Origin of the sequence: uncultured Streptococcus sp. (genome assembly GCF_963525625.1) — a bacterium.
In the GTDB taxonomy this organism is placed as follows: domain Bacteria; phylum Bacillota; class Bacilli; order Lactobacillales; family Streptococcaceae; genus Streptococcus.
This window is the reverse complement of record NZ_CAURLD010000005.1, coordinates 59,753-84,207: the sequence shown is the minus strand read 5'-3', so window position 1 is coordinate 84,207 and position 24,455 is coordinate 59,753. Positions and strand designations below refer to the sequence as shown.

At 43.8% G+C, this 24,455-nt stretch carries 19 protein-coding genes; 16 read left to right on the top strand and 3 right to left on the bottom strand.

Annotated elements, in window-relative coordinates; all coding sequences use genetic code 11:
• The 3 genes from RYK49_RS04235 to RYK49_RS04225 all read left to right on the top strand — a co-directional run bounded on the left by RYK49_RS04235 (nucleotide 1) and on the right by RYK49_RS04225 (nucleotide 1,469).
• Nucleotides 1-222 (top strand): accessory secretory protein Asp5, encoded by a 222-nt coding sequence (locus tag RYK49_RS04235; protein ID WP_125348513.1) that lies wholly within the window; start codon nucleotides 1-3, stop codon nucleotides 220-222.
• A 178-nt stretch (nucleotides 223-400) separates the two neighbouring features.
• Entirely contained in the window at nucleotides 401-781 is a 381-nt protein-coding gene (locus tag RYK49_RS04230) for a CidA/LrgA family protein (RefSeq protein WP_002900667.1), read from the top strand.
• The gene (locus RYK49_RS04225; RefSeq protein WP_002897855.1) at nucleotides 774-1,469 is read left to right on the top strand and encodes an LrgB family protein; all 696 of its coding nucleotides are present in this window, start codon (nucleotides 774-776) and stop codon (nucleotides 1,467-1,469) included. The genes RYK49_RS04230 and RYK49_RS04225 overlap by 8 nt, the downstream gene beginning before the upstream one ends.
• A gap of 42 nt (nucleotides 1,470-1,511) precedes the next feature.
• Here RYK49_RS04225 and RYK49_RS04220 read toward each other — a convergent pair whose 3' ends face one another.
• On the bottom strand, nucleotides 1,512-2,345 hold the full coding sequence (locus RYK49_RS04220) for a lantibiotic ABC transporter permease (RefSeq protein ID WP_314830889.1): 834 nt from the start codon (nucleotides 2,343-2,345) through the stop codon (nucleotides 1,512-1,514).
• 14 nt (nucleotides 2,346-2,359) lie between these two features.
• Nucleotides 2,360-3,067: an ABC transporter ATP-binding protein gene (locus RYK49_RS04215; RefSeq protein WP_314830890.1), complete on the bottom strand. Its 708-nt coding sequence runs from the start codon at nucleotides 3,065-3,067 to the stop codon at nucleotides 2,360-2,362.
• 180 nt (nucleotides 3,068-3,247) lie between these two features.
• Between RYK49_RS04215 and RYK49_RS04210 the strand changes: the two genes are divergently transcribed.
• The 5 genes from RYK49_RS04210 (at nucleotide 3,248) to RYK49_RS04190 (ending at nucleotide 10,631) form a co-directional block, all read left to right on the top strand.
• A complete protein-coding gene (locus RYK49_RS04210) occupies nucleotides 3,248-6,358 on the top strand; it encodes a DNA polymerase III subunit alpha (protein ID WP_314864977.1) in 3,111 nt (1,036 codons plus the stop codon).
• A gap of 84 nt (nucleotides 6,359-6,442) precedes the next feature.
• Nucleotides 6,443-7,453 carry a 6-phosphofructokinase gene (gene pfkA, locus RYK49_RS04205; protein WP_002906871.1) on the top strand — a complete coding sequence of 337 codons (1,011 nt, stop codon included), beginning with the start codon at nucleotides 6,443-6,445 and terminating at the stop codon, nucleotides 7,451-7,453.
• 56 nt (nucleotides 7,454-7,509) lie between these two features.
• A complete protein-coding gene (pyk, locus tag RYK49_RS04200; protein WP_314864975.1) occupies nucleotides 7,510-9,015 on the top strand; it encodes a pyruvate kinase in 1,506 nt (501 codons plus the stop codon).
• Nucleotides 9,016-9,195: 180 nt separating this feature from the next.
• Nucleotides 9,196-9,753 carry a signal peptidase I gene (lepB, locus tag RYK49_RS04195; protein ID WP_314830893.1) on the top strand — a complete coding sequence of 186 codons (558 nt, stop codon included), beginning with the start codon at nucleotides 9,196-9,198 and terminating at the stop codon, nucleotides 9,751-9,753.
• A gap of 140 nt (nucleotides 9,754-9,893) precedes the next feature.
• Entirely contained in the window at nucleotides 9,894-10,631 is a 738-nt protein-coding gene (locus tag RYK49_RS04190; RefSeq protein ID WP_314830894.1) for a hydrolase, read from the top strand.
• 32 nt (nucleotides 10,632-10,663) lie between these two features.
• Here the strand turns inward: RYK49_RS04190 and RYK49_RS04185 are convergent, their stop codons facing one another.
• Nucleotides 10,664-11,860 carry a cation diffusion facilitator family transporter gene (locus RYK49_RS04185; protein WP_314830895.1) on the bottom strand — a complete coding sequence of 399 codons (1,197 nt, stop codon included), beginning with the start codon at nucleotides 11,858-11,860 and terminating at the stop codon, nucleotides 10,664-10,666.
• Nucleotides 11,861-12,119: 259 nt separating this feature from the next.
• Here RYK49_RS04185 and pcrA point away from each other — a divergent pair, with 259 nt between their 5' ends.
• The 8 genes from pcrA (at nucleotide 12,120) to RYK49_RS04145 (ending at nucleotide 24,435) form a co-directional block, all read left to right on the top strand.
• Nucleotides 12,120-14,408 (top strand): DNA helicase PcrA, encoded by a 2,289-nt coding sequence (gene pcrA / locus RYK49_RS04180; RefSeq protein ID WP_314864973.1) that lies wholly within the window; start codon nucleotides 12,120-12,122, stop codon nucleotides 14,406-14,408.
• Entirely contained in the window at nucleotides 14,405-14,803 is a 399-nt protein-coding gene (locus tag RYK49_RS04175; protein WP_314864971.1) for an NUDIX domain-containing protein, read from the top strand. The genes pcrA and RYK49_RS04175 overlap by 4 nt, the downstream gene beginning before the upstream one ends.
• Nucleotides 14,804-14,901: 98 nt before the next feature.
• The gene (locus tag RYK49_RS04170; RefSeq protein ID WP_311154292.1) at nucleotides 14,902-16,182 is read left to right on the top strand and encodes an O-acetylhomoserine aminocarboxypropyltransferase/cysteine synthase family protein; all 1,281 of its coding nucleotides are present in this window, start codon (nucleotides 14,902-14,904) and stop codon (nucleotides 16,180-16,182) included.
• A gap of 100 nt (nucleotides 16,183-16,282) precedes the next feature.
• The gene (locus tag RYK49_RS04165) at nucleotides 16,283-17,209 is read left to right on the top strand and encodes a glycosyltransferase family 2 protein (RefSeq protein WP_314830899.1); all 927 of its coding nucleotides are present in this window, start codon (nucleotides 16,283-16,285) and stop codon (nucleotides 17,207-17,209) included.
• A 54-nt stretch (nucleotides 17,210-17,263) separates the two neighbouring features.
• Nucleotides 17,264-18,487, top strand: coding sequence for a beta-carotene 15,15'-monooxygenase (locus tag RYK49_RS04160; RefSeq protein WP_314864968.1), 1,224 nt, complete (start codon nucleotides 17,264-17,266; stop codon nucleotides 18,485-18,487).
• Nucleotides 18,488-18,597: 110 nt separating this feature from the next.
• A complete protein-coding gene (rfbD, locus tag RYK49_RS04155; RefSeq protein ID WP_009660566.1) occupies nucleotides 18,598-19,452 on the top strand; it encodes a dTDP-4-dehydrorhamnose reductase in 855 nt (284 codons plus the stop codon).
• A 280-nt stretch (nucleotides 19,453-19,732) separates the two neighbouring features.
• Entirely contained in the window at nucleotides 19,733-20,491 is a 759-nt protein-coding gene (gene tpiA, locus RYK49_RS04150) for a triose-phosphate isomerase (RefSeq protein WP_314864965.1), read from the top strand.
• A gap of 65 nt (nucleotides 20,492-20,556) precedes the next feature.
• The gene (locus RYK49_RS04145; RefSeq protein WP_314864963.1) at nucleotides 20,557-24,435 is read left to right on the top strand and encodes a GBS Bsp-like repeat-containing protein; all 3,879 of its coding nucleotides are present in this window, start codon (nucleotides 20,557-20,559) and stop codon (nucleotides 24,433-24,435) included.
• The last annotated feature ends 20 nt before the right edge of the window (nucleotides 24,436-24,455 follow it).

The window sequence follows — 24,455 nt, the reverse complement described above, 5'->3', positions numbered from 1 at the left end:
ATGCAAACAATATTGATTACACTTACCATTGTAGCAGCCCTTGTCTTGATTTTGCTGGTTAGTCTTCTTCCCAGAGAGAGCCAGCAATTTTACAGAGACACCAATACATCGATTGGCAAGTCAGGCTACTGGGAAACCCACCTCGCAAAGAAAATCCTAGTTCTTTTGGCAAGCCTTGCCCTGATTGTGCTCATGATTTTCTTTATGATTCAATCCCTCTAGCATCTGTCTAGGTAGCGAAGCTGTTCAGACGACTGCTAAATAAGAAAGACCCTCTATTGCAGACAATAGAGGGAATTTTTATAAGCAAATTTTGGATGTAAAGGCTTTAATTTCTGAAAGCACCTTGATATTTTTCTGAAAAGGAGTAAACTGGATATACAAGTGATGGAGGTTTGGTATGAAATTATACGTTCAGTTGATGATTATTTTTATGATTTCCCTCGTTGGAGAAGGGATTTCAAGTGTTTTCCATCTGCCTGTTCCGGGCAGTATCATTGGTTTAGTCTTGCTGTTTTTGGCGCTGCAGTTCAAGCTTCTGCGCCTGCGTCATATCAGCATGGTTGGCAATTTTCTTTTGGCAAATATGACCATTCTTTTTCTGCCTCCAGCAGTTGGTATCATGGATAAATTTCAGGTCATCGCGCCTTATCTACTGCCGATTATTTTGATTGTTTTAGGAGCAATTGTGCTTAATGTCTGCGTGATTGCAGTTGTGGTGCAGCTGATTAAGACTCGTTTCGAAGGAGATTATGAGGAAGGAGACGCCAGCAATGTCTGATTTATGGAGCAACCCTCTCTTTGGCCTTGCCTTGTCAATCTTGGCCTATCTGTTCGGCCTATTGATTTTTAGGAGATTTCCTCATCCCTTGACAACTCCTTTGCTGATTGCAGCAGTTTTGGTTATTGCTTTTTTAAAATTAACCGGTATTTCCTACAAGGATTACTATGTCGGCGGCTCCTATTTAAACAACCTAATTGTGCCATCTACGGTTGCTTTGGGAATTCCGCTTTACAAGACTTTTCATTTGATGAAGCACCATGCGCGCAGTATTTTGATTGGGACCTTTGCGGCGGTTGTAGTCAATACTAGCTTTACTGCTCTGTTGGCTAAGTTTTTCGGCATGGATTTCTTTCTGGCTGTTTCTCTTTTTCCGAAGTCTGTCACAACGGCCATGGCTGTCGGTATCACAGACAAGCTGCAAGGTCTTGCTACAGTGACATTAGTGGTGGTGGTTGCGACGGGCATTCTGACCAGTGTCTTAGGACCAACGCTTCTTAAGCTCTTAAAAATCACAGACCCGGTAGCTATCGGTCTAGCTTTAGGGGGAACAGGCCATGCGGTAGGAACGGGGACCGCCTTTAAATACGGTCAGGTCGCAGGAGCTATGGCAGGACTTGCGATTGGCGTGACCGGCCTCATGTACGTTCTGGTCAGCCCCATCGTGGCAGCCATTATTCTGAAGTAAAAATAAACAAGGTTGAAACAAAATGTTTCAACCTTGTTTTGCTTATTGAAGATTTAGTTTGTTTTTTACAATGGTATGGATTGTAAAATAGAAACCGAAAATTTTGACCAGTTCAACGACGATTCGGATAAGAAGAAAGACATCTAGCATCATTTTAAAATCCGTATCGGAGTAACTATATTGGTATGGAGAAAATAGGCCATATGGATTGAAGAAACTAGGTAAGAAGATTGACATGACCGCCAGAACACTACAAATCAAAAATCCTAAAAGCACAGCCATCATAATCCGATTCTTCTTAAATAGCTGTCCGACTGAGATTGCTAGATAAAAGAAGAGGATACCAGAAAGGATTTGGAGGAGATTAAGGAAGCCGTATTTGACAATCCAAAGCCATAAATCTGGGATTTCGCCAATATATTTAAAAATCTCATTAAAAGAATAGCCGGTAATAGGGAGGGCAATGCCAAAAATGACAAGGCCGCTAATAAACATGGTCAGCATACACAAGAGGGTCCAAACAAATGCGGAAAGAAGCTTAGACAGAAGAATCTGATGCGGCGTAACCGGCAAGGTCCAAGTCAGGTAGCCTTCTCGCCCAAAAACATTTTTATAAAACCGACGGATAATAATGATGGTATTGGACAGAAAGACAGCGCAGGATGCAGAAAACAGCAAGAGGAAGAGTAGGTATAAAGTGACAATAACACCACTAGTAGCCATTGGGTAGTCACTATAGCGTTCCATGACCTCAGGTCTCAAGCTGCTGCCAGTTATAAATCCCATCAAGATAGATAGAGTGAGAAGAATGGCAAAGGTGATACAGTACCATTTGTAATTAGACTTAAAGTCGTATTTAAAGAGTTTTCCGAACATATAATGAAGACCTCCTAATAAAAGCGAAACTGGCTGCGGAAGAGATTATCAATGGATTGATTGTATTGTTGGCGCAACTGATTAGCATTTTCATGCAAAAGAATCTGACCTTGGTTAATCAGGATGACTTCATCCAAGATAGGCTCAATATCTGCAATCAAGTGGGTTGAAATGATGACAGAAGACTGAGGCGTGCGATTTTGGATAATGGTCTGCAGGATATAGTCACGAGCAGCTGGATCAACACCACCGATAGGCTCGTCTAGGATATACAGTTCCGCATGGCGGCTCATGACCAAAATGAGCTGCATTTTTTCCTTGTTTCCTTTTGATAGACTTCCGATGCGCGCTTGAGGATCAATATGAAGATCCTTTAGAAGCTGCATGGCTTTCGCGCTGTCAAAATTATCATAAAAATCTTGGAAATATTTTACAGCTTCGATTACTTTAGAGCTGTCGCTCAGATAAGTCGTATCTGGCAGATAGGAAACGCTTCTTTTGGTCTCAGGTGAAGGTTCCACGCCTTTAAGATAGATATGGCCAGAGGTGGGCTGCAAGAGACCATTGATAAGCTTGATAATAGTTGTCTTGCCGCTGCCATTAGGACCTAGAAGTCCGATGATTCTGCCAGGCTGAATGTTTAAGCTCACATCATAGAGGGCGGGTGCGTCGCCATAATTTTTATGGACATGGTCAAGATAGACCAGAGGATACTGATTCATACATGTCTCCTTTATTTTCTTCAATTTACAATTATTATACCTTTTCCTTAGGAAAATGGCAAAGAAAGCCGGAAAGGGTGAATGGAATCTTTATTTTCGGTCAAACTCCTATTTCCCTCATTCAGTGAATTGCGGTATAATAGTTATAAGAAGAAGCAAAGCATGTTCAAGGAGAAAAATGTGGTGATACAACTTGATACCAAGACTGTTTACAGTTTTATGGATAGCTTGATCCCGATAAAGAAATATGTGCAAAAAGCCAAGGACTTAGGATACAGTCATCTGGGCATGATGGATGTGGACAATCTCTATGGGGCTTATCATTTCTTAGAGGAAGCCGAATCTGCGGGACTGCAACCGCTTTTAGGCTTGGAGCTGAGTCTGATCAAGGCAGAGCAGGAGCTTCATTTCCGTCTGCTGGCCTTAGACAGTCAGGGCTATCGCAATCTGATGAAAGTCTCAACTCTCAAGATGATGGGACAAAAGAATTGGGAGGATTTCCAGCATCTCTTTAAGGGATTGGCTGTGATTGTTCCTGCTTTTGACGGAGTAGCAGACCTGAATTTGGGTTTGGATTTTTATGTTGGAGTTTTTCCAGCAACGCCCCAGCAGGAGTTTGGTCGGCCGACTCTGCCCCTGCATACCGTCCGATATTTTGACACAGGGGATTTGGAAACCTTGCAGATGCTCCGGGCGATTCGAGAAAATGCTAGCCTGCGGGAAATTGGCAGCCTGCCCAATCATGAGTTTTTGCTGGCACCAGATGCTCTGGCAGGAGCTTTTAAGGAAACTTTCCCAGAGAGTCTGGCTAACCTTGAGCAGCTAGTCCGTGATGTTCATTACGATATCAATAGGGAGCTGAAACTGCCCCGCTTTAATCGGGAGCGGCCAGCCGTGGAAGAGCTAAGGGAGCGCTCCGAAGCTGGCTTGCAAAAACGCGGTTTAACAGGTGAACTCTATCAGGAACGACTGGATCAGGAGCTGGATGTCATTCATCAGATGGGTTTTGATGATTACTTTCTCATCGTCTGGGATTTGCTGCGCTTTGGTCGCAGTCAGGGCTATTATATGGGCATGGGCCGAGGATCTGCTGTCGGCAGTCTGGTAGCCTATGCTTTGGAGATTACTGGGATAGACCCAGTCAAGAATAACCTGCTCTTTGAGCGCTTTCTAAATCTAGAGCGCTATACCATGCCCGATATTGATATCGATATTCCTGATGTTTACCGGCCGGAGTTTATCCGCTATGTCCGCGACCGCTATGGCAGTATGCACGCGGCTCAGATTGTGACCTACTCGACCTTTGGAGCCAAGCAGGCCATTCGCGATGTCTTCAAGCGCTTTGGTCTGCCAGAGTACGAACTGACCAATATCACCAAGAAAATCCGCTTCGGGGATAGTCTGACCTCTGCTTATGAGAAAAATATGGCCTTTCGTCAGATTATCAATAGTAAGCTGGAATATCAAAAGGCCTTTGATATTGCTAAAAAGATCGAAGGTCATCCCCGTCAGACTTCTATCCACGCAGCTGGCGTTGTGATGAGTGACAATGACCTGACAGACCAGATACCGCTCAAATATGGTGAGGACATGTATATCACCCAATATGATGCCCACGGTGTGGAGAGCAACGGTCTGCTCAAGATGGACTTTCTGGGCTTGCGCAATCTGACCTTTGTCCAGCGGATGAAGGAAGCAACCCTGAAAAAATATGAGGTAGATATTGAGATTGCCGAGATTGACTTGGAGGATGCAGACACTCTGAAACTCTTTGCGGCTGGCCAGACCAAGGGGATTTTCCAGTTTGAGCAGCCGGGTGCAATCAGCCTGCTTAAGCGGGTTCAGCCGGTTCGCTTTGAGGAAGTAGTGGCCACAACCTCTCTCAATCGTCCTGGAGCCAGTGATTTCATCGACAATTTTGTCAAGAGAAAGCATGGACTGGAGCAGGTGGAGTTGATTGATGATAGTTTGGCTGATATTCTAGTCCCGACTTACGGTATCATGCTCTACCAAGAGCAGGTCATGCAGGTAGCCCAGCGCTTTGGTGGCTTTAGTCTGGGGAAAGCTGACATTTTGCGGCGGGCCATGGGAAAGAAGAGTGCTGCTGAAATGCACCGCATGCAGGAAGACTTTGTTGCAGGTGCTCTCAAGCTAGGTCACTCGGAAACTAAAGCCAAGGAAGTCTTTGCTATTATGGAGAAGTTTGCTGGCTATGGCTTTAACCGCAGCCATGCCTATGCCTACTCAGCTCTGGCCTTTCAGTTGGCTTACTTCAAGGCTCACTATCCAGATGTTTTCTTTGATGTCATGCTCAATTATTCAAGTAGTGACTATATCACCGATGCCCTGAGTTTTGACTTTGAAACAGCCCCCCTCAGTATCAACAATATTCCCTACCATGATAAGTTTCAGGATAAGAAAATTTTTTTGGGCCTGAAAAATATCAAAGGCCTGCCTAGGGATTTGGCTTACTGGATTATCGAAGAGCGACAAAATGCTGCCTTTACTGGGGTGGAAGACTTTATTCTGCGCCTGCCTCAGAATTACCATAAGATTCCGCTGCTGACTCCTCTGATCCAGCTGGGGCTCTTTGACAGTTTTGAGAAAAATCGCCAAAAAATTCTAGCCAATCTGCCTAATCTATTTGTATTTGCAGATGAGCTGGGCAGTCTCTTTGCGGATACGACCTATTCTTGGACAGAGGCTCAGGATTTTAGCGATGCTGAAAAGTTTGAGCTGGAACAGAGCATTATCGGTGTGGGGCTTAGCGATCACCCCTTGGTTAAACTGGCCAAAGAAGCGGACCAGCCCTTTAGCTGGATTAGTGATTTGACAGAAAATAGCAGAGCTAGGATTTTAGCTGAAGTCCAGACTATCAAGACTATCCGGACTAAAAAGGGCGAGAATATGGCCTTCTTGCAGGTTTCAGATACCAAGAAAAAACTGGATGTTACCCTCTTTCCTGATACCTATCGCCAGCTAGGTGAACGCATTAAGGAGAAGGGTATTTACTACTTGACCGGCAAGGTGCAGGAACGGGATGGACGCTTACAGTTGGTCTTGGCAGACATGGAGGAGGCCACGACTGAACGCTTCTGGATAAAACTTGCGGGCCATGAACATGATCAGGAAATATCTCAGATTTTGCAGAAATACCCCGGCAATATTCCGGTTGTCCTGCGCTATGAAGATGAGAAGCGAACCATATCTGCACCGCATTTTCGAGTGGAGAAATCGGAGCAGCTGCAAGAGGAATTGAAGAATTATACTATGAAAACGATTTTTCGTTAAAAAATATGGAAAATAAGAGAATTTTCATGATGATTGTGGTATAATCTATAAGAATGTTAAAAAGAAAAAGGAGCAAAAAGCGAAATGAAACGTATTGCTGTTTTGACTAGTGGTGGTGATGCCCCTGGAATGAATGCTGCCATCCGTGCAGTTGTTCGTAAAGCAATTTCCGAAGGAATGGAAGTCTACGGGATTTATGATGGTTACGCTGGAATGGTAGCTGGCGAGATTTACCCACTTGATGCGACATCAGTTGGTGACATTATTTCTCGCGGTGGGACTTTCCTTCACTCTGCACGTTACCCTGAGTTTGCCCAAGTTGAAGGGCAACTGAAAGGGATTGAGCAGCTTAAAAAACATGGCATTGAAGGTGTCGTTGTTATCGGTGGAGATGGATCTTACCACGGTGCTATGCGCTTGACAGAGCACGGCTTCCCAGCTGTCGGTGTTCCAGGAACCATTGACAATGATATCGTCGGAACAGACTTCACTATCGGTTTTGATACAGCTGTTACTACAGCTATGGATGCGATTGACAAGATTCGAGATACCTCATCCAGTCACCGCCGTACTTTCGTTATTGAAGTAATGGGACGTAATGCTGGTGATATTGCTCTCTGGGCAGGTATCGCATCTGGTGCGGATGAAATCATCGTTCCTGAAGAAGGTTTCAAGATCGAAGAAGTTGTTGAAAGCATTAAGAGTGGCTATGCCAAGGGTAAGAAGCACAATATCATCGTCTTGGCTGAGGGTGTCATGTCAGCGGATGAATTTGCTGAAAAGCTGAAAGAAGCTGGAGATATGAGCGATTTGCGTGTCACAGAGCTCGGACATATCCAGCGTGGAGGCTCACCGACTGCGCGTGACCGTGTTCTTGCATCTCGTATGGGAGCACATGCTGTTAAACTGCTTAAAGAAGGTATCGGCGGAGTTGCTGTTGGAATCCGCAATGAGCAGATGGTTGAAAGCCCAATTTTGGGAACTGCTGAAGAAGGAGCACTCTTTAGCTTGACTGCTGAAGGCAAAATTGTCGTTAACAATCCGCACAAGGCTGATCTGGACTTGGCTGATTTGAACCGCAGCATCAATATTTAATTATTATTTGTTATTCAGGCCAAGAGGCCAAATAGAAGAAGGAGTTTCATACAATCATGAATAAACGTGTAAAAATCGTTGCAACATTAGGTCCTGCGGTAGAAATCCGCGGTGGTAAAAAATTCGGTGATGACGGATATTGGGGAGAAAAGCTGGATGTTGAAGCATCAGCTCAAAACATTGCTAAGTTGATTGAAGCTGGCGCAAACACATTCCGTTTCAACTTCTCACACGGTGACCATGCTGAGCAAGGAGAGCGCATGGCAACTGTTAAGCGTGCAGAAGAAATTGCCGGCCAAAAAGTTGGTTTCCTTCTTGATACAAAAGGACCAGAAATTCGTACAGAATTGTTCGAAGGCGATGCAAAAGAGTATTCATACAAGACTGGTGAAAAAATCCGTGTTGCTACTAAGCAAGGTATCAAATCTACTCGTGAAGTAATTGCTTTGAACGTTGCTGGTGGATTGGACATCTACGATGATGTTGAAGTTGGCCGTCAAGTATTGGTTGACGATGGTAAACTTGGTCTTCGTGTTGTCGAAAAAGACGATGATACTCGTGAATTTGAAGTAGAAGTTGAAAATGACGGCATCATTGCTAAGCAAAAAGGTGTGAACATTCCTAACACTAAGATTCCTTTCCCAGCACTTGCTGAGCGTGACAATGACGATATCCGCTTTGGTCTTGAGCAAGGAATCAACTTCATCGCGATTTCATTTGTACGTACTGCAAAAGACGTCAACGAAGTTCGTGCAATCTGTGAAGAAACGGGTAATGGCCATGTTCAATTGTTCGCGAAAATCGAAAACCAACAAGGTATCGATAACTTGGATGAAATCATTGAAGCTGCTGATGGTATCATGATCGCTCGTGGTGACATGGGTATCGAAGTACCATTCGAAATGGTTCCAGTTTACCAAAAAATGATCATCAATAAAGTCAATGCTGCAGGTAAAGTTGTTATCACTGCAACAAACATGCTTGAAACAATGACTGAAAAACCACGTGCAACTCGTTCAGAAGTATCAGACGTATTTAACGCTGTTATCGACGGAACTGATGCAACCATGCTTTCAGGAGAGTCTGCAAACGGTAAATACCCACTTGAGTCAGTTACAACAATGGCTACTATCGATAAGAATGCTCAAACCCTTCTTAACGAATATGGCCGTTTGACAACTGATAACTTTGAGCGTAACTCTAAGACTGAAGTTATGGCTTCAGCAGTTAAAGATGCTACAAACTCAATGGATATTAAGTTGGTAGTTACCCTTACTAAGACAGGTCATACAGCCCGCTTGATTTCTAAATACCGTCCAAATGCTGATATCTTGGCTATCACTTTTGACGAATTGACTCAACGCGGTCTTATGCTGAACTGGGGTGTAATTCCAGTGACTACAAACACTCCATCTAACACAGATGATATGTTTGACATCGCTGAAAAGATTGCGGTTGAGCAAGGCTTGGTTGAATCTGGTGATGATATCGTTATCGTTGCTGGTGTGCCGCTTGGTGAAGCAGTTCGTACCAACACAATGCGTATCCGTACAGTACGTTAATCTAAGACAATAAAAAGAACCGTTGATTGAAAAATCATCGGTTTTTTCTTGTCAAAGTGATGACCATTATCTTGCTTGAGAAGGAGGACACGTCAGCGTTTTGATTTTTGAAATAAGATTGTCTCTTTGTCTATTTTATCTAAAAATGATATAATGGTATAAAAGAGATGGGAGAGACGAATGTTAAAGAGAGATTTATTAAGAAATATCATTATTTTTTCAGTACTGGCAGCTATTATTATAGGGCTGAGAGTTTTTATTTATACGCCTTATCGGGTGACTGAGCAAGACAGCAATGCTTATTTGGCAAAGAATGACTTGGTCTTGGCGACGAGAAAGCAAGACATCAAGCGTGGAGACTTTGTCCTCTATGAAGTGGACGGCAAAGACTATGTCGGCCGGATCATTGCCCAGGAAAAAGATCAGGTAACCTATATGGATGATCTTCTTTACCTGAACGGCCAGGTCATGTCGGAAGAATACATTGAGAAAATGCGCGAGAAATATTTGGCTTCAGCAGGAAGTTCGGGTTACTACACTCATGATTTCTCTATTATGGATTTAAAAGACTCAAAGTCTGATAAAATTACTAAAGATTCTTATCTGATTCTTAATGACCGACGTGAAAATACCAAGGACAGCCGAGAATTTGGACTCATCAAAGCCAGTCAAATCAAGGGAGTGGTGGAGTTCCGACTCTCACCTCTTAATGAATTTGGTTTTATTAAAAATAAGTAAATTGAAGTCTATTTTCAACCAAGGCAGGGCAAGCCTTGGTTTTTTTCTTTGCAAATCAACTTTCAAGTTACAAGTAAACATAAAGATACTTGTCTTGATGTGGTATACTAATATCAAAAGACTGTTAAAGGAGACTGCTCTTGAAGTCAAGAAAGAAGAAATTATTATTTTTTGCTATACTGGCTCTAAGTTTTTTGACAGCATGTAGCAGTATAGTAAATAGAGATGGTGAAAAAATATGGATGTCAGATACAGAAATGACTGAGCTTCATAAGAAAGAGCAAAAGCTTGCACTTTATATCATTAATCATTATGAAGATGTTCAAAAAATTGAATTTGATGAATTTTCCAAGGGAAATTTATGGAAAGGGGATTCCGTTAGTCTCATAGTAAATGACACCAGTTATATCCCACATGTTTCTTTGGACTCAAAAGATGAAAACTATAATATAAATGATAGTTCTCACACTGATTCGACAGAATTGACTTTTCGTCTGAAAAAGAAAGAGAAGGTCACAAATTTTAAAGATACGGGTGAGACGGATGTTATTTACTCTGGAGAAAATGCTTGGCTGACGACAGAGGAAAAAGTAAAGGTACGCAATCAGGAAGAGGGGCTGGCTTTATTTTTACTGAATCACTATGAAAATGTTGAAAAAATTGAATTTACAAAGATTTCAAGAAAGCCTTTTGGACAGGCAAGATATGCTGCTTTACTTGTTAATGATAAGATAAAGATTTATACCGATCTAGATGATAGCTATGACAACTATTATTTGTCTGACAATCCTGAAAAAGACGGCCTAAAAGTTAAAGAGAATCCAACAAATTTGCAAAGTCTAGATAGCATTACTGTTATTTATTATACGGGGAAATGAAGGATGTGTTGCAAAGAAAAAGCCAGACTGATTTAATCATCAGACTGGTTTTTTCGTGTCTCTTGGTGAAAGATATTTTGCCATACTTCGTGGCGGCGCCAGAGGCTGGTATGGATAACACCGTCCATTTCATAGCGGATGAGCTTGGTTTTCTGGCTGACAGAGAGCAGTTCAAAGTTTTTGATAGGTGTTTTTGAGGCTCTTTCTGTCTGAAACTCAGCCTTGTTCAGCTGTCGGCCATCTTGGGAAATATAGAGAAATTCTGCTGACAGAAGTGTATCCAGTTGGCTGCCTTGCTCAACGAGCTGTTCACGCATGAGCAGGTTTGGATAAAGATTGGCCAACATCTCATCTTCGGGAATGGGAGCGGGCTCGATATGAATGTCAATGTCAAAGACTCCGAAGCGCTCCATCAACATATCCTCAACTTGGTCCGCAATCTCATGGCTTTCAAAAACAGATAAATCTGGGTTCATTTCCAAGATAATATCTAGATAGATATTACTGCCATAGGTCCGGCCGCGCTGTGACTTGACTTGAGTGATTTTAGGAATTTCCAAGATAGCTTGCTTATAGTCTTGGAGCAGGCTTTCATCAAATCCGTCGGACAGGCTGAAGGAAGATTCCATAAAGATATCATAGGCCGTCTTGAGAATGAAGAAGGTAATGATAATGGCTGCCAGCTTATCAACGATTGGAAAGTTAAAGGCGCTGGCAATGATAGCAACTGAAGTTCCGATAGAAGTGACAGCGTCTGACAAGTTGTCCTTGGCTGCAGCATCCAGAGCCTTGGAGTGAGCTTTTTTAGCCAGTGTTTTATTGTAAAAATAAACACTCAACATGATGATAGCTGAGATGATTCCCACCGCGGCACCAACTGGGTCAATCTTGGTCTCTTGGTTGGAGATGATCTTTTGAATAGTCTCTATCAAGACATCAAATCCAACGAAAAACATGATGAAAGATGTGATGAGACTGGCCAGATCTTCTATTTTCCAGTGGCCGAAGCGATGGTCACGGTCGGCTGGTTTTCTGGCCATACGCAGGCCGATTAAGACGGCGATATTAGCCACGATATCAGAGACGTTGTTAAAGCCGTCGGCCGTCAGACTGGAGGACTGGAGGGTCGAGCCTGCGATAATCTTGACCGCGGAGAGAATCAGATAGGTAGCGATGGAAAGGATGGCTCCTCTCTCCGCTAGCTTCAGATTGTTACTAGGATTTTTCATGACAGCCTTTCTTTCTAAGTGGGGCAGCAGAATGGAAAAGAGACTTGAGAAGAAATGTCATCTCTGGACAGATGTTCTAAGTCTCATATGGGCATATTATAGCAAAAATAGGGGTGATTTTCAATTTCCGTCGGGCGTAGGGTTGCTTAAATGACTTACTAAAAATCTAATCTAAAATCAGAAATTCCTCTTCTTTCTGGTTTAGCTTCATCAGGATTTTTGTTATAATAGTAGCATTGACTTTGAAAGAGGAAGAAAAATGCATCCTTTATTAAACGGTATGAATGACCGTCAGGCTGAGGCGGTTCAAACAACAGAAGGGCCTTTGCTCATAATGGCGGGAGCTGGTTCGGGTAAGACCCGTGTCCTGACCCACCGCATTGCCTATTTGATTGATGAGAAGATGGTTAATCCTTGGAATATACTTGCCATTACCTTTACCAATAAGGCGGCACGGGAGATGAGAGAACGGGCTGAAAAACTTAAAACGGAAGCTCAAGATTGCTTAATCGCTACCTTCCACTCTATGTGTGTGCGCATCCTGCGGCGAGAAGCAGATCATATTGGCTACAACCGTAACTTTACGATCGTTGATCCAGGTGAACAGCGGACTCTGATGAAGCGAATTCTCAAAAATCTCAATCTGGATCCTAAAAAGTGGAATGAGCGCGCCATTCTGGGTACTATTTCCAATGCTAAGAACGACCTGATTGACGAGGTGGCCTATGCAAATCTAGCTGGTGATATGTATACGGAGATTGTGGCCAAGTGTTACACAGCCTATCAAAAGGAATTACGCCAGTCCGAAGCTATGGACTTTGATGACTTGATTATGCTGACGCTGCGCCTTTTTGACCAGAATCCAGATGTCCTGACCTACTACCAGCAGCGTTATCAATATATCCATGTGGACGAGTATCAGGATACCAACCATGCCCAGTACCAGCTGGTCAAGCTCTTGGCTTCTCGCTTTAAGAATATCTGCGTGGTCGGAGACGCCGACCAGTCTATCTATGGCTGGCGGGGAGCCGATATGCAGAATATCCTGGACTTTGAAAAGGATTATCCTGAAGCTAAGGTAGTTCTATTAGAGGAAAACTATCGCTCGACTAAGACCATTCTTCAGGCGGCTAATGAGGTCATCCGAAACAACCGCAACCGTCGTCCTAAAAATCTCTGGACTCAAAACGAAGACGGTGAGGAAATTGTCTACTATCGGTCTAATGACGAGCAGGACGAGGCTCTCTTTGTCGCTCGAACCATTGACCAGCTGAGCCGAGAAGGATATAGTCATAAGGATTTTGCAGTTCTTTACCGGACCAATGCCCAGTCACGGACGGTGGAAGAAGCCCTGCTCAAGTCCAATATTCCCTATACCATGGTCGGTGGAACCAAGTTCTACAGCCGCAAGGAAATCCGCGATGTCATTTCTTATCTCAATCTCATCGCCAATCCTAGCGACAATATCAGTTATGAGCGCGTGGTCAATGAGCCCAAACGTGGTGTCGGTCCAGGAACGGTGGAGAAGATTCGAAATTTTGCGTCCAGCCAGGAAATCTCTCTACTGGATGCATCAGCCAATATCCTGCTGTCACCGGTCAAGGGCAAGGCGGCTCAGGCAGTCTATGATTTTGCCAATATGCTTCTCGATTTGAGGGAGCGTTTGGATGATTATACAGTGACGGAGCTGGTAGAAGCTGTATTGGAAAAGACAGGTTATGCTGCTTCCTTGGCAGCCCAGGCGACCTTGGAGAGCCAAGCACGGATTGAAAATATCGAAGAATTCCTGTCTGTAACCAAGAACTTTGATGAAAGTCCAGACAATCCTGCTGATGAGTCTGGTCTTGACAAGCTCAGCCGTTTTCTCAATGACTTAGCCTTGATAGCGGACACAGATGACGGAGATGAGGAGAGTTCTGAAGTGACTTTGATGACCCTTCACGCGGCTAAGGGATTGGAATTTCCAGTCGTCTTTCTGGTTGGTATGGAGGAAAATGTCTTCCCTCTAAGTCGGGCATCTGAAGATGAGGATGAGCTGGAAGAGGAGCGACGTTTGGCCTATGTCGGCATTACCCGAGCAGAGAAGATTCTCTATCTGACTAATGCCAATTCCCGTATGCTTTATGGTAAAACCAACTATAATCAGCCGACCCGCTTTTTGAGAGAAATCAGCTCAGACTTGCTAGACTATCAGGGACTGGCTCGACCAGCAAACAGCTCCTTTAAGGTCAGTTATACCAATAGCGATACTAGCAAATTCGGTCAGGGCATGAGTCTAGCACAGGCTCTACAGGAGCGGAAGCGTCAGGCGGCACCAAGTTCCATTTCTACAGGCAGTCTGCCTTTTGGCAAGAGCAGTCAGAGCCAGCCATCTAAGCCGGAAGTTGCTTGGGCTATCGGAGATATTGCCCACCATAAGAAATGGGGCGATGGGACAGTTCTGGCAGTCTCTGGCAGTGGCAACAGTCAAGAACTCAAGATTAATTTCCCAGAAGTCGGTCTGAAGAAAGTACTGGCCAGCATAGCACCGATTGAGAAAAAATCATGATGAGGCAGTCAATTGAAGCCTGGATCTATCATCCAGAGGATAGGGAAATCCTGCTCTTGAAAGTTGAGAATGAGAAAGTTTCCTTTTGGCAGCCCATTACTGGTGGGATTGAGAGTGGTGAGAGTCCAGAAGAAGCCTGCCTTCGTGAAATAAAAGAAGAGACCGGCTTGCTCTTAGCTTGTTCAAATCTGACTAGTCTTGGAGATTTTATGGTAAAGATTGATGAAAATTTAACCATTCACAAAAATCTTTTTCTAGTTATGACTGAACAGAAGGAAATCCAGCTTTCAGATGAGCATGTGGGAGCTCAGTGGATAGCTTTAGACAAAGTTTCGTCGCAGTTGTACTGGCCCAGCAATCAGGCGACTTTTGAGATTATATCTGAGAAGCTATAAGATATAGCTTCTCTTTATTTCTTTTGATAAGGAAATTCTATTAGTCAAGCGGGGCGTTTAGTGGTAGACTTATCACATAACTATAGTGAGGTGACCTTATGACACGTGAATTTAAATTTGAAACCCTGCAGCTTCATGCCGGACAGACAGTAGACCCGACAACCAAGTCGCGGGCTCTGCCTATTTACCAGACAACTTCCTATGTGTTTGACGATACTCAGGAGGGAGAAGATCTCTTTGCCCTACGCAAGCCGGGCAATATCTACACTCGGATTACCAATCCGACCTTGTCTGCTTTTGAAGAGCGGATTGCGGCTTTGGAGGGTGGAGTCGGAGCACTAGCGACAGCTTCTGGTATGGCGGCCCTTACCTATACAGTTCTAGCTTTGGCGCATGCTGGCGACCATGTAGTAGCAGCCTCTACCATCTACGGCGGTACCTTTAATCTGCTCAAGGAAACCCTGCCTCGCTATGGCATTACCACGACTTTTGTCGATATTGAAAATCTGGCTGAAGTAGAGGCAGCCATTCAGGACAATACCAAGCTGGTTCTGATTGAAAGCTTGGGCAATCCTCTGATTAATATCCCTGACTTTGATGCTTTGGCAGAGCTGGTTCATGCTCATAAGATTCCGTTGATTTCCGACAATACCTTTGCTACACCTTATCTGATCAATGTCTTTTCTCATGGAGTGGACATCGCGGTACATTCTGCGACCAAGTTTATCGGTGGTCACGGAACTAGCATCGGTGGCGTGATTGTGGACAGCGGTCGTTTCGACTGGGAAGCTTCTGGCAAGTTTCCGCAGTTTGTGGACCCAGATCCTAGCTACCACGATATCAGTTATACGCGCGATGTCGGAGCAGCAGCCTTTGTTACTGCTGTCCGGACCCAGCTCTTGCGCGATACGGGTGCAGCCATGTCTCCCTTCAATGCCTTTCTCTTCTTGCAGGGGTTAGAAACTCTCTCTTTGCGCGTAGAGCGCCATGTGTCTAATGCGGAGAAGATAGTAGATTTCCTAGCAGGGCATCCTAAGGTCGAGCAGGTCAATTATCCCAAGCTTGCTGACAGTCCTTATCATGCTTTGGCAGAAAAATATTTCCCTAAAGGCGTGGGCTCAATTTTCACTTTTAATGTCAAAGGTGGGGAGAAAGAAGCTCGTAAGGTTATTGACAGCCTGGAGATTTTCTCTGACTTGGCCAATGTAGCAGATGCTAAGTCCTTGGTTGTCCATCCAGCTACAACGACTCACGGTCAGATGTCACCAGAGGCCCAGCTGGCAGCAGGCATTACACCAAATCAAATTCGTCTCTCTATCGGCTTGGAAAATGTGGATGACTTGATAGAAGATCTCAAGCTAGCCTTGGAATCTATCTAATTTTCAAGGCCTCTAGACTGAGCAAATAAGAATAAAACTAGGTTTTCGCCTAGTTTTTTGTTATAATAGGATGAAATATATAAAATAGTAGGAGATTAAAATGACAATTTCAGTGATTGTTCCGTGCTTCAATGAAGAAGAGTCTATTCCTCTGTTTCATGAAGCCATGGAAGCGGTCAAATATCAAATCCGTGACCAGTTTGAATATATTTTTGTCAATGACGGATCGACGGATCGGACCTTGGCTGTTTTGCGTGAGCTCAGCAGTCGCTGTTCAGATGTGCACTATCTGTCTTTTTCTCGTAATTTCGGAAAAGAAGCCGCCCTCTATGCTGGTTTGCAAGAGGCGAGCGGGGAATTTGTGACAGTCATGGATGTGGACTTGCAGGATCCGCCCGAGCTCCTGATTGAGATGAAGGCCATGCTGGACTCGAATCCTGAGCTGGATTGTGTGGGTACCCGTCGCACTACTCGCGAGGGAGAGCCGCCTATTCGGAGTTTTTTTGCCAATTTGTTCTATAAGCTGATTAACAAGATTAGTCAGGTGGAGATGGTAGATGGTGCGCGTGACTTTCGACTGATGCGCCGCCAGATGGTAGAAGCAATTCTGGAAGTTTCAGAGTACAATCGCTTCTCCAAGGGAATTTTTGCCTGGGTTGGCTTCAATACCGAGTACTTGGAATACAAAAATGTCGAACGAGTGGCTGGCAAGACCTCTTGGAATTTCTGGTCTCTATTTAACTATTCTTTAGAAGGTATTGTCAATTTCTCTGATGCGCCGCTCAACATCGCCTTTTTAGGAGGTATCCTGTCTTGGATTTTAGCCTTCATCCTGATGGCAGTGATTATTATTCGCACCTTGGTTTTTGGTGACCCGACATCGGGTTGGCCGTCTCTTATGACTGTCATTCTCCTTATCGGCGGCTTCCAGCTGCTGACCATCGGCATACTGGGTAAATACATTGGCAAAATCTTTATGGAAACCAAGCATCGCCCAATCTATGTGATTAAAGAGAAGAGTAAGTGAGTCTTTGAGAGAGTTTTTGAGCTTAAGTGACTCTTATTTAGCTGAGGAGAGATTGTGAAAAATAAAAAAATTAATATTGTCTTATGCTTATCTTCGTTTATTTATACGATACAGTTTTACATCAATAATAAAATCACCCCAGTAGGAGACCAAACAGCATTTTTAGAATATGCTAAGGAATTTCATTACAATTATTTATTCTTTGGGATTGATCGTTATTTTACTTGGAGTAGTAGACTACTCATTGAGTCAGCCACCTTATTATTTTCTGTTCACGAAAAGCTGTTTATAGCAGCAGCCTTTCTGGCAACTTTGCTTTTGGTTTATGCTTTAAGGAAGCTGACTCCTTCCTTGCCTTGGCTGCCAGCTTTACTAATTTTTATATTCCTTCCAGCAACTGAATTTTTAAGCGCGGGTTCTATTCCGACCTATGTCAATTACATTTTCCCTGCTTCCTTGTTGCTTTTTGCACTTTTTTGCAGAGAATCTAAAAATATTTGGATTAATATGGCTAGCCTTTTGTGCTTTTTAGTTGCTATCATGCAAGAACAATTAGCTGTCTACGCTTTTTTATGGCTTCTGTTTGAAACTGTCCTTGCGAAAAAAGAGAAAAAACCTTTACTGGGTAATCTATGCTATTTGGCACTGAGCGCTTTAGGAATCATATCAGCCAAGCTGTCTCCGGGGAATGCTCTGCGTTTGGAAAAGAATATTGTCAGTTGGTTCCCCAACTTTCCTAACTTGAATATCTTGCAAAAGCTTGGGCTTGGCTTTCTGGAGACAGGCGATAATCTGCTTTCCACGTCCTTTGCCTTTGTGATGGTCTTCTTGCTTGTGCTCTTTGTCTATGCTCTTCATAAGAAAAGTGTAACAGCCTTAGCTCTGAGCGGTTTTGTCATATTCAATATTTTTTCACAAAAAATGGGCTGGAATACTATTTTTGGTACATTAACAGGTATCAGTAAAGCAGCCAGAGAATCAGGGACATTTTCTTTTAATATCACGTATATGAGCGCAGTCGCTTTTTATGGCTTGCTGCTATTAATGATTCTTTACGCTTTGTGGCTTGTAGTTTCTGACTTTAAAGAAAAATTATGGCTGACCTATTTATTTGTAATTGGCTTTATTGGCCGCATGGTCATTTCATTATCCCCCACTCTCTACGCTTCAAGCACTCGAACCTTTTTGCCTCTAATGATAAGTCTATTCATTATTACTTGCAGATTGTTGTATCACTTGTATACAGAATATCAAAAGCGGCAAGAGAATGTTCTCTAAATCATACTATATAAGTATATTTTCCGATAGGGATTCGACCAAGCAGATTTTTTCTGCTTTTTTTGTTATAATAAACTCATTAAATGTTTATGATGTGAAAGGAAAGACAAATGATTTTAATTACAGGTGCGAATGGACAGCTGGGTACAGAGCTTCGCTATCTTTTGGATGAGCGCAATGAGGAGTATGTGGCTGTTGATGTGGCAGAAATGGATATTACCAATGCCCAAATGGTGGACAAGGTCTTTGCGGAGGTCAAGCCAAGCTTGGTCTATCACTGTGCAGCCTATACCGCAGTTGATGCTGCTGAGGACGAAGGAAAAGAGCTGGACTATGCCATCAATGTGACTGGTACAGAAAATGTAGCAAAAGCTGCAGAAGCTCACGGAGCAACCTTGGTCTACATCTCAACAGACTATGTCTTTGACGGACAAAAGCCTGTCGGTGAGGAGTGGGAAGTAGATGATCGGCCGGATCCGCAGACTGAGTATGGCCGTACCAAGCGCATGGGTGAGGAGCTGGTTGAGAAATATTCCAGCCGTTTCTACATTATCCGTACTGCCTGGGTCTTTGGTAACTACGGTAAAAACTTTGTCTTTACCATGCAAAATCTTGCCAAGACGCACAAAACTCTGACCGTAGTCAATGACCAACATGGCCGTCCGACTTGGACTCGTACGTTGGCTGAATTTATGACTCATCTGGCGGAAAATCAAAAGGAATTTGGTTATTACCATCTGTCTAATGATGCGGCAGAGGACACGACATGGTATGACTTTGCAGTGGAAATTCTCAAAGATACAGATGTGGAAGTCCAACCGGTTGATTCCAGCAAGTTCCCGGCCAAGGCTAAGCGGCCTTTCAACTCAACTATGAGCCTGGCCAAGGCCAAGGCTACAGGCTTTGTCATTCCGACTTGGCAGGATGCCTTAAAAGAGTTTTACAAACAAGAGAAGAAACAGTGATTTTCTTTGAAGTTGATAAAAGCGACAGAACTTAGTCTCAGACTAGGTTCTGTTTTTTCTTCTAGCGGACTGAAGAGGTGATTTTGAGGTGCGTGCTCTGGTGGAGAAAGAGCTGTCTTGAAGATACGAGGGGAAAATGATAATGAGAAGAATTTTCCACAGATCTTATCCCCTTAAAATAAAGATGTTTCAATTTGATGAAATTCTGTGGATAACCTTTATTATTTCATTCAACTGTGTTACAATGTTACTATAAATAAAATAGAAGAGGTGTGTGAATATGTCACGTAAACCATTTATTGCTGGTAACTGGAAAATGAACAAAAATCCTGAAGAAGCAAAGGCTTTTGTAGAAGCGGTTGCTGCTAAGCTGCCTTCTTCAGATTTAGTAGAAGCTGGTATCGCTGCTCCAGCACTTGATTTGACAACTGTTTTGGCAGCAGCTAAAGGAAGCAATCTTAAAGTTGCGGCCCAAAACGCTTACTTTGAAGATGCAGGTGCCTTCACTGGTGAAAACAGCCCTAAAGTTCTTGCAGAAGTTGGAGTTGACTACATCGTTATCGGTCACTCAGAACGCCGCGATTATTTCCATGAAACAGACCAAGACATCAACAAAAAAGCGCATGCTATCTTCCGCAATGGTCTGGTGCCAATCATCTGCTGTGGTGAGTCGCTAGAAACTTACGAAGCTGGTAAAGCAGTAGATTTCGTTGGTGCTCAAGTATCAGCTGCTTTGAAAGACTTGACAGCTGAGCAAGTTGCATCATTGGTTATCGCGTATGAGCCAATCTGGGCTATCGGTACTGGTAAGTCAGCAACTCAAGACGACGCTCAAAAGATGTGTAAAGCAGTTCGTGACGTTGTAGCAGCTGACTTTGGTCAAGAAGTAGCGGGCAAGGTTCGTGTTCAGTACGGTGGTTCTGTAAAACCTGAAAATGTTGCGTCTTACATGGCTTGTCCAGATGTTGACGGTGCTCTTGTTGGTGGTGCATCACTTGAAGCTGAAAGCTTCTTGGCATTGCTTGATTTTGTAAAATAAAAAAATGTTGAAAAAAGACTTGTCCTCCCAAAGGTGACAAGTTTTTTAAAAGTTGGAGAGAAAAGTTGAAATCGAAAGAATTAGTTTATTTAGCGAGTACGGCTATTTTGCTGGCAGCGACTGCCAATGTTGCAAAAGCTGAGGAACATACGATCGCTGAGTCAGAAGTTTTAAAAACAGAAAGGTCTGTTAGTTCCCAGAATCAAGCAGTCAATGCGGCTTCATCACAAGTGTCTAATCAGCCGACTGTAGCAGTATCATCTGCAGAACAGTCAGTTCAAGCGGTTAAGCAAGAGGAGCAAGCAACGAATGCTGTAGGAATAGCTGTTGAGTCTGGAGGAGCAGCTCAATCAGCCACTGTGGAAACTCAGGTGGCCCCTGCTAAGCCAGAAGGGCAAAGTCAGTCGGATGCAAGTGCTTCTAATCAGAATGAAACTGTAGCTGATCAGTCAGCAAAAGCAAGCTCTTCTGTTGCAGATTCTGCTACTGCCTCAGAGCCAAAGACCAGTCCTGCAGTAGCATCAGCACCAAAAGCTAGTAATGCTGGAAAAACTGTATTTTATAATGCTGGGTCAAAGGCTCAGGCAGCCCGCGGGAATTCCCAAGCGGAGATTAAAGGTACTTCCTTTGTAGATGTCAGCAGCCACAATGGCCATATCAGCGTAGACGACTACCGTAAATTAGCCCAGCAAGGGGTTGGCGGGGTCGTTGTCAAACTGACAGAAGGAACCCATTACACTAATCCATTTGCTGAGTCTCAGGTGAGAAATGCGCAGGGAGCTGGTTTACAAGTATCGACCTATGCCTTCTCGCACTATACTAACGATGAAGAAGCGAGAGCAGAAGCTCGTTATTATGCTGCCTTTGCTAATAGACTAGGTTTGCCTAAAAACACAGTCATGGTCAACGATATGGAAGATCCTAAAATGCAAAATGGGATTAACCAGCATACCCAGGCTTGGGCGGATGAGATGCGCAGGCTGGGTTATTCTAACCTGATGTACTATACCAGTGCCAGCTGGCTGGATCAAAATAATCTTCGCAGCAAGGGACCGGTTAATACATCTCAGTTTGGCTATAGCAACTTCTGGGTGGCCCAGTATCCGTCCTCTAATTTAAATCTTGATGGAGCTAAATCTCTCAAATACAACAGTGGTGCGGGAGCATGGCAGTTTACAGCTCAGGCCCAGCTGTTAGCTGGTAAGCATGTATTTGACCATAGCGTTGATTACACTGGGAGATTTACCCAGCAGTCTGCTCTTGCTAAGCAGCCTTTAAAGGGTAACATTAGTATTCAGAATAAGAATAATGTCAACGGCAGCTTTGATGTTGTGATTTCAAACGTTTCTGCTCCTTATGGAGTGTCTGTTGTTAGTGTTCCAGTGTGGTCTGAAGCTAATGGTCAAGACGATATTATCTGGTACACAGCCACTCAGCAGGCCAATGGTACTTATAAAGTTTCTGTTGATTCTAGCAGACATAAGGATTCAGTTGGCAAGTACAATGTCCATCTCTACTATGTCCGCAACGACGGCCAATTAGTCGGTGTTGGCGGTACTACAACCAATGTATCTGTCATCAAGCCACAGGGAAAAATCAGCATCCAGAATCGTAACAGCGAAACTGGTGATTTCGATATTGTTGTTTCAGGTATTTCATCTCCAGGAGGTCTTAAGACTGTTTCTCTACCAACTTGGTCAGAGGCCAATGGTCAAGATGATATCAAGTGGTACAATGCAGAACGTCAGGCTGACGGCACTTATCGTAAGCGGGTACGCATAAGCGACCACAATCATGTGCAGGGCGAGTACAATGTACATCTCTACTATGTTCAAAATGACGGCCGCTTGGTTGGTGTAAGCGGTACTAAAACGACCGTTTCTCTTGGGAAACCTAAGGGCACCATCAGTATTCAAAATCGAAACAAAGAAACTGGTGATTTCGATATTGTAGTTTCAGGTATCTCATCTCCGGGCGGCCTCAAGACTGTTTCTCTACCAACTTGGTCAGAGGCCAACGGTCAAGATGATATCAAGTGGTACAACGCAGAACGTCAGGCTGACGGTACTTATCGGAAACGAGTTCGACTGAGCGATCATAACAATGTCCAAGGCGAATATAATGTGCATCTCTACTATGTGCAAAATGATGGCAGCTTGGTAGGTGTAAGTGGCACTAAAACGACTATTTCTATAGAAAAACCAAAAGTTCAAGGCAAAATCAGTATTCAGAATCGCAACAGCGAAACCGGTGATTTTGATATTGTGGTTTCAGGTATTGTCTCTCCAGGCGGTCTCAAAAGCGTATCATTGCCAACTTGGTCAGAGGCCAATGGCCAAGATGACATCAAATGGTATGACGCAGAACGTCAGGCTGATGGCACTTATCGTAAACGAGTTCGCCTGAGCGACCACAACAATGTCCAAGGCGAATATAATGTGCATCTCTACTATGTGCAAAATGATGGCAAACTAGTAGGAGCAGGCGGCATCAAGACCAACGTTTCTATCAGCAAGCCGCAGGGTAAAATCAGCATCCAGAATCGCAACAGCGAAACTGGCGATTTTGATATTGTAGTTTCAGGGATCTCATCCTCAGGTGGTTTGAAGAGTGTTTCTCTTCCAACCTGGTCTACAGCCAACGGCCAAGATGACATCAAGTGGTACGATGCTGAGCGTCAAGCTGATGGCACCTATCGTAAGCGTGTCCGTCTAAGTGATCACAATAATGTTGAGGGCGAATATAATGTGCACCTTTACTATGTGCAGAATGATGGCAGCTTGGTTGGTGTGAGCGGCACTAAAACGACTATTTCCATTGAGAAACCAAAAGCGCAAGGCAAAATCAGCATCCAGAATCGCAACAGCGAAACCGGCGATTTTGATATTGTAGTTTCAGATATCGTATCACCGGGCGGTCTTAAGACAGTTTACCTGCCAACTTGGTCAGAGGCTAATGGGCAAGATGATGTCCAATGGTACACAGCGGATCGCCAGGCTGATGGTACTTATCGTAAGCATGTATATGCGCGTGAACATAACAACGTTCAGGGCGAGTATAATGTACATCTCTACTATGTCCAAAATGATGGTAAGCTGGTAGGAGCAGGTGGCATCAAGACCAACGTTTCTATCAGTAAGCCGCAGGGTAAAATCAGTATTCAAAATAAGAATAATGACACTGGAGAGTTTGATATTGTAGTATCAGGTATTGTGGCACCAGAAGGTCTCAAGACAGTTTACCTGCCGACTTGGTCAGAAGCGAATGGCCAAGATGATGTCCAATGGTACACAGCTGATCGTCAGGCTGATGGTACTTATCGTAAGCATGTATATGCGCGTGATCATAAGAATAATGCAGGCGAGTACAATGTTCACTTGTATTACTTAAATAATCAAAATCAGCTGCAAGGAGCTGGTGGAGAAAAGACCTCTATCTCTGTGAACCGTCCTCAGGCAACTAATCAGCGCGACCGTGTTCTTGCGGCGGCAGCTGCTATGGTAGGTGTCAGGGGAGGCAGTGCTGAGCATCAGCGCTTGGTCAACGATTATAACAGTGTCAGACCGCTGCCAGTTGGTTATGCTGTGAAAAACACAGATGACTGGTGCGACATTTTTACTACAGTTATTTTCCAAAGAGAGGGCTTGAGTGATCTTATTGGCCGTGAGTGCGGTGTAGAGCGCCATATTCATATTTTCCAAAGACTAGGTATCTGGAATGAAGATGGCAATTCGACTCCTAGCGCAGGCGATATCATCACCTTTAACTGGGATAAAGATACCCAGCAAAATGATGGCTGGGCTGATCATATCGGTATTGTCGAAAAAGTCGAAAATGGCATCATTCACACGATTGAAGGCAACAGCAATAACGTAGTTAAACGCAATACTTACCGCATCGGTCATGGAAATATCCGTGGTTTTGCGACACCTCGTTATAGATAAACACACAAAAAACCAAGGGA

Excerpts from the sequence above, each read along its gene's own strand:
- RYK49_RS04235 (WP_125348513.1), top strand. The coding sequence starts at position 1 with ATGCAAACAATATTGATTACACTTACCATTGTAGCAGCCCTTGTCTTG.
- RYK49_RS04230 (WP_002900667.1), top strand. The coding sequence starts at position 401 with ATGAAATTATACGTTCAGTTGATGATTATTTTTATGATTTCCCTCGTT.
- RYK49_RS04225 (WP_002897855.1), top strand. The coding sequence starts at position 774 with ATGTCTGATTTATGGAGCAACCCTCTCTTTGGCCTTGCCTTGTCAATC.
- RYK49_RS04220 (WP_314830889.1), bottom strand. The coding sequence starts at position 2,345 with ATGTTCGGAAAACTCTTTAAATACGACTTTAAGTCTAATTACAAATGG.
- RYK49_RS04215 (WP_314830890.1), bottom strand. The coding sequence starts at position 3,067 with ATGAATCAGTATCCTCTGGTCTATCTTGACCATGTCCATAAAAATTAT.
- pfkA (WP_002906871.1), top strand. The coding sequence starts at position 6,443 with ATGAAACGTATTGCTGTTTTGACTAGTGGTGGTGATGCCCCTGGAATG.
- pyk (WP_314864975.1), top strand. The coding sequence starts at position 7,510 with ATGAATAAACGTGTAAAAATCGTTGCAACATTAGGTCCTGCGGTAGAA.
- lepB (WP_314830893.1), top strand. The coding sequence starts at position 9,196 with ATGTTAAAGAGAGATTTATTAAGAAATATCATTATTTTTTCAGTACTG.
- RYK49_RS04185 (WP_314830895.1), bottom strand. The coding sequence starts at position 11,860 with ATGAAAAATCCTAGTAACAATCTGAAGCTAGCGGAGAGAGGAGCCATC.
- pcrA (WP_314864973.1), top strand. The coding sequence starts at position 12,120 with ATGCATCCTTTATTAAACGGTATGAATGACCGTCAGGCTGAGGCGGTT.
- RYK49_RS04175 (WP_314864971.1), top strand. The coding sequence starts at position 14,405 with ATGATGAGGCAGTCAATTGAAGCCTGGATCTATCATCCAGAGGATAGG.
- RYK49_RS04170 (WP_311154292.1), top strand. The coding sequence starts at position 14,902 with ATGACACGTGAATTTAAATTTGAAACCCTGCAGCTTCATGCCGGACAG.
- RYK49_RS04165 (WP_314830899.1), top strand. The coding sequence starts at position 16,283 with ATGACAATTTCAGTGATTGTTCCGTGCTTCAATGAAGAAGAGTCTATT.
- rfbD (WP_009660566.1), top strand. The coding sequence starts at position 18,598 with ATGATTTTAATTACAGGTGCGAATGGACAGCTGGGTACAGAGCTTCGC.
- tpiA (WP_314864965.1), top strand. The coding sequence starts at position 19,733 with ATGTCACGTAAACCATTTATTGCTGGTAACTGGAAAATGAACAAAAAT.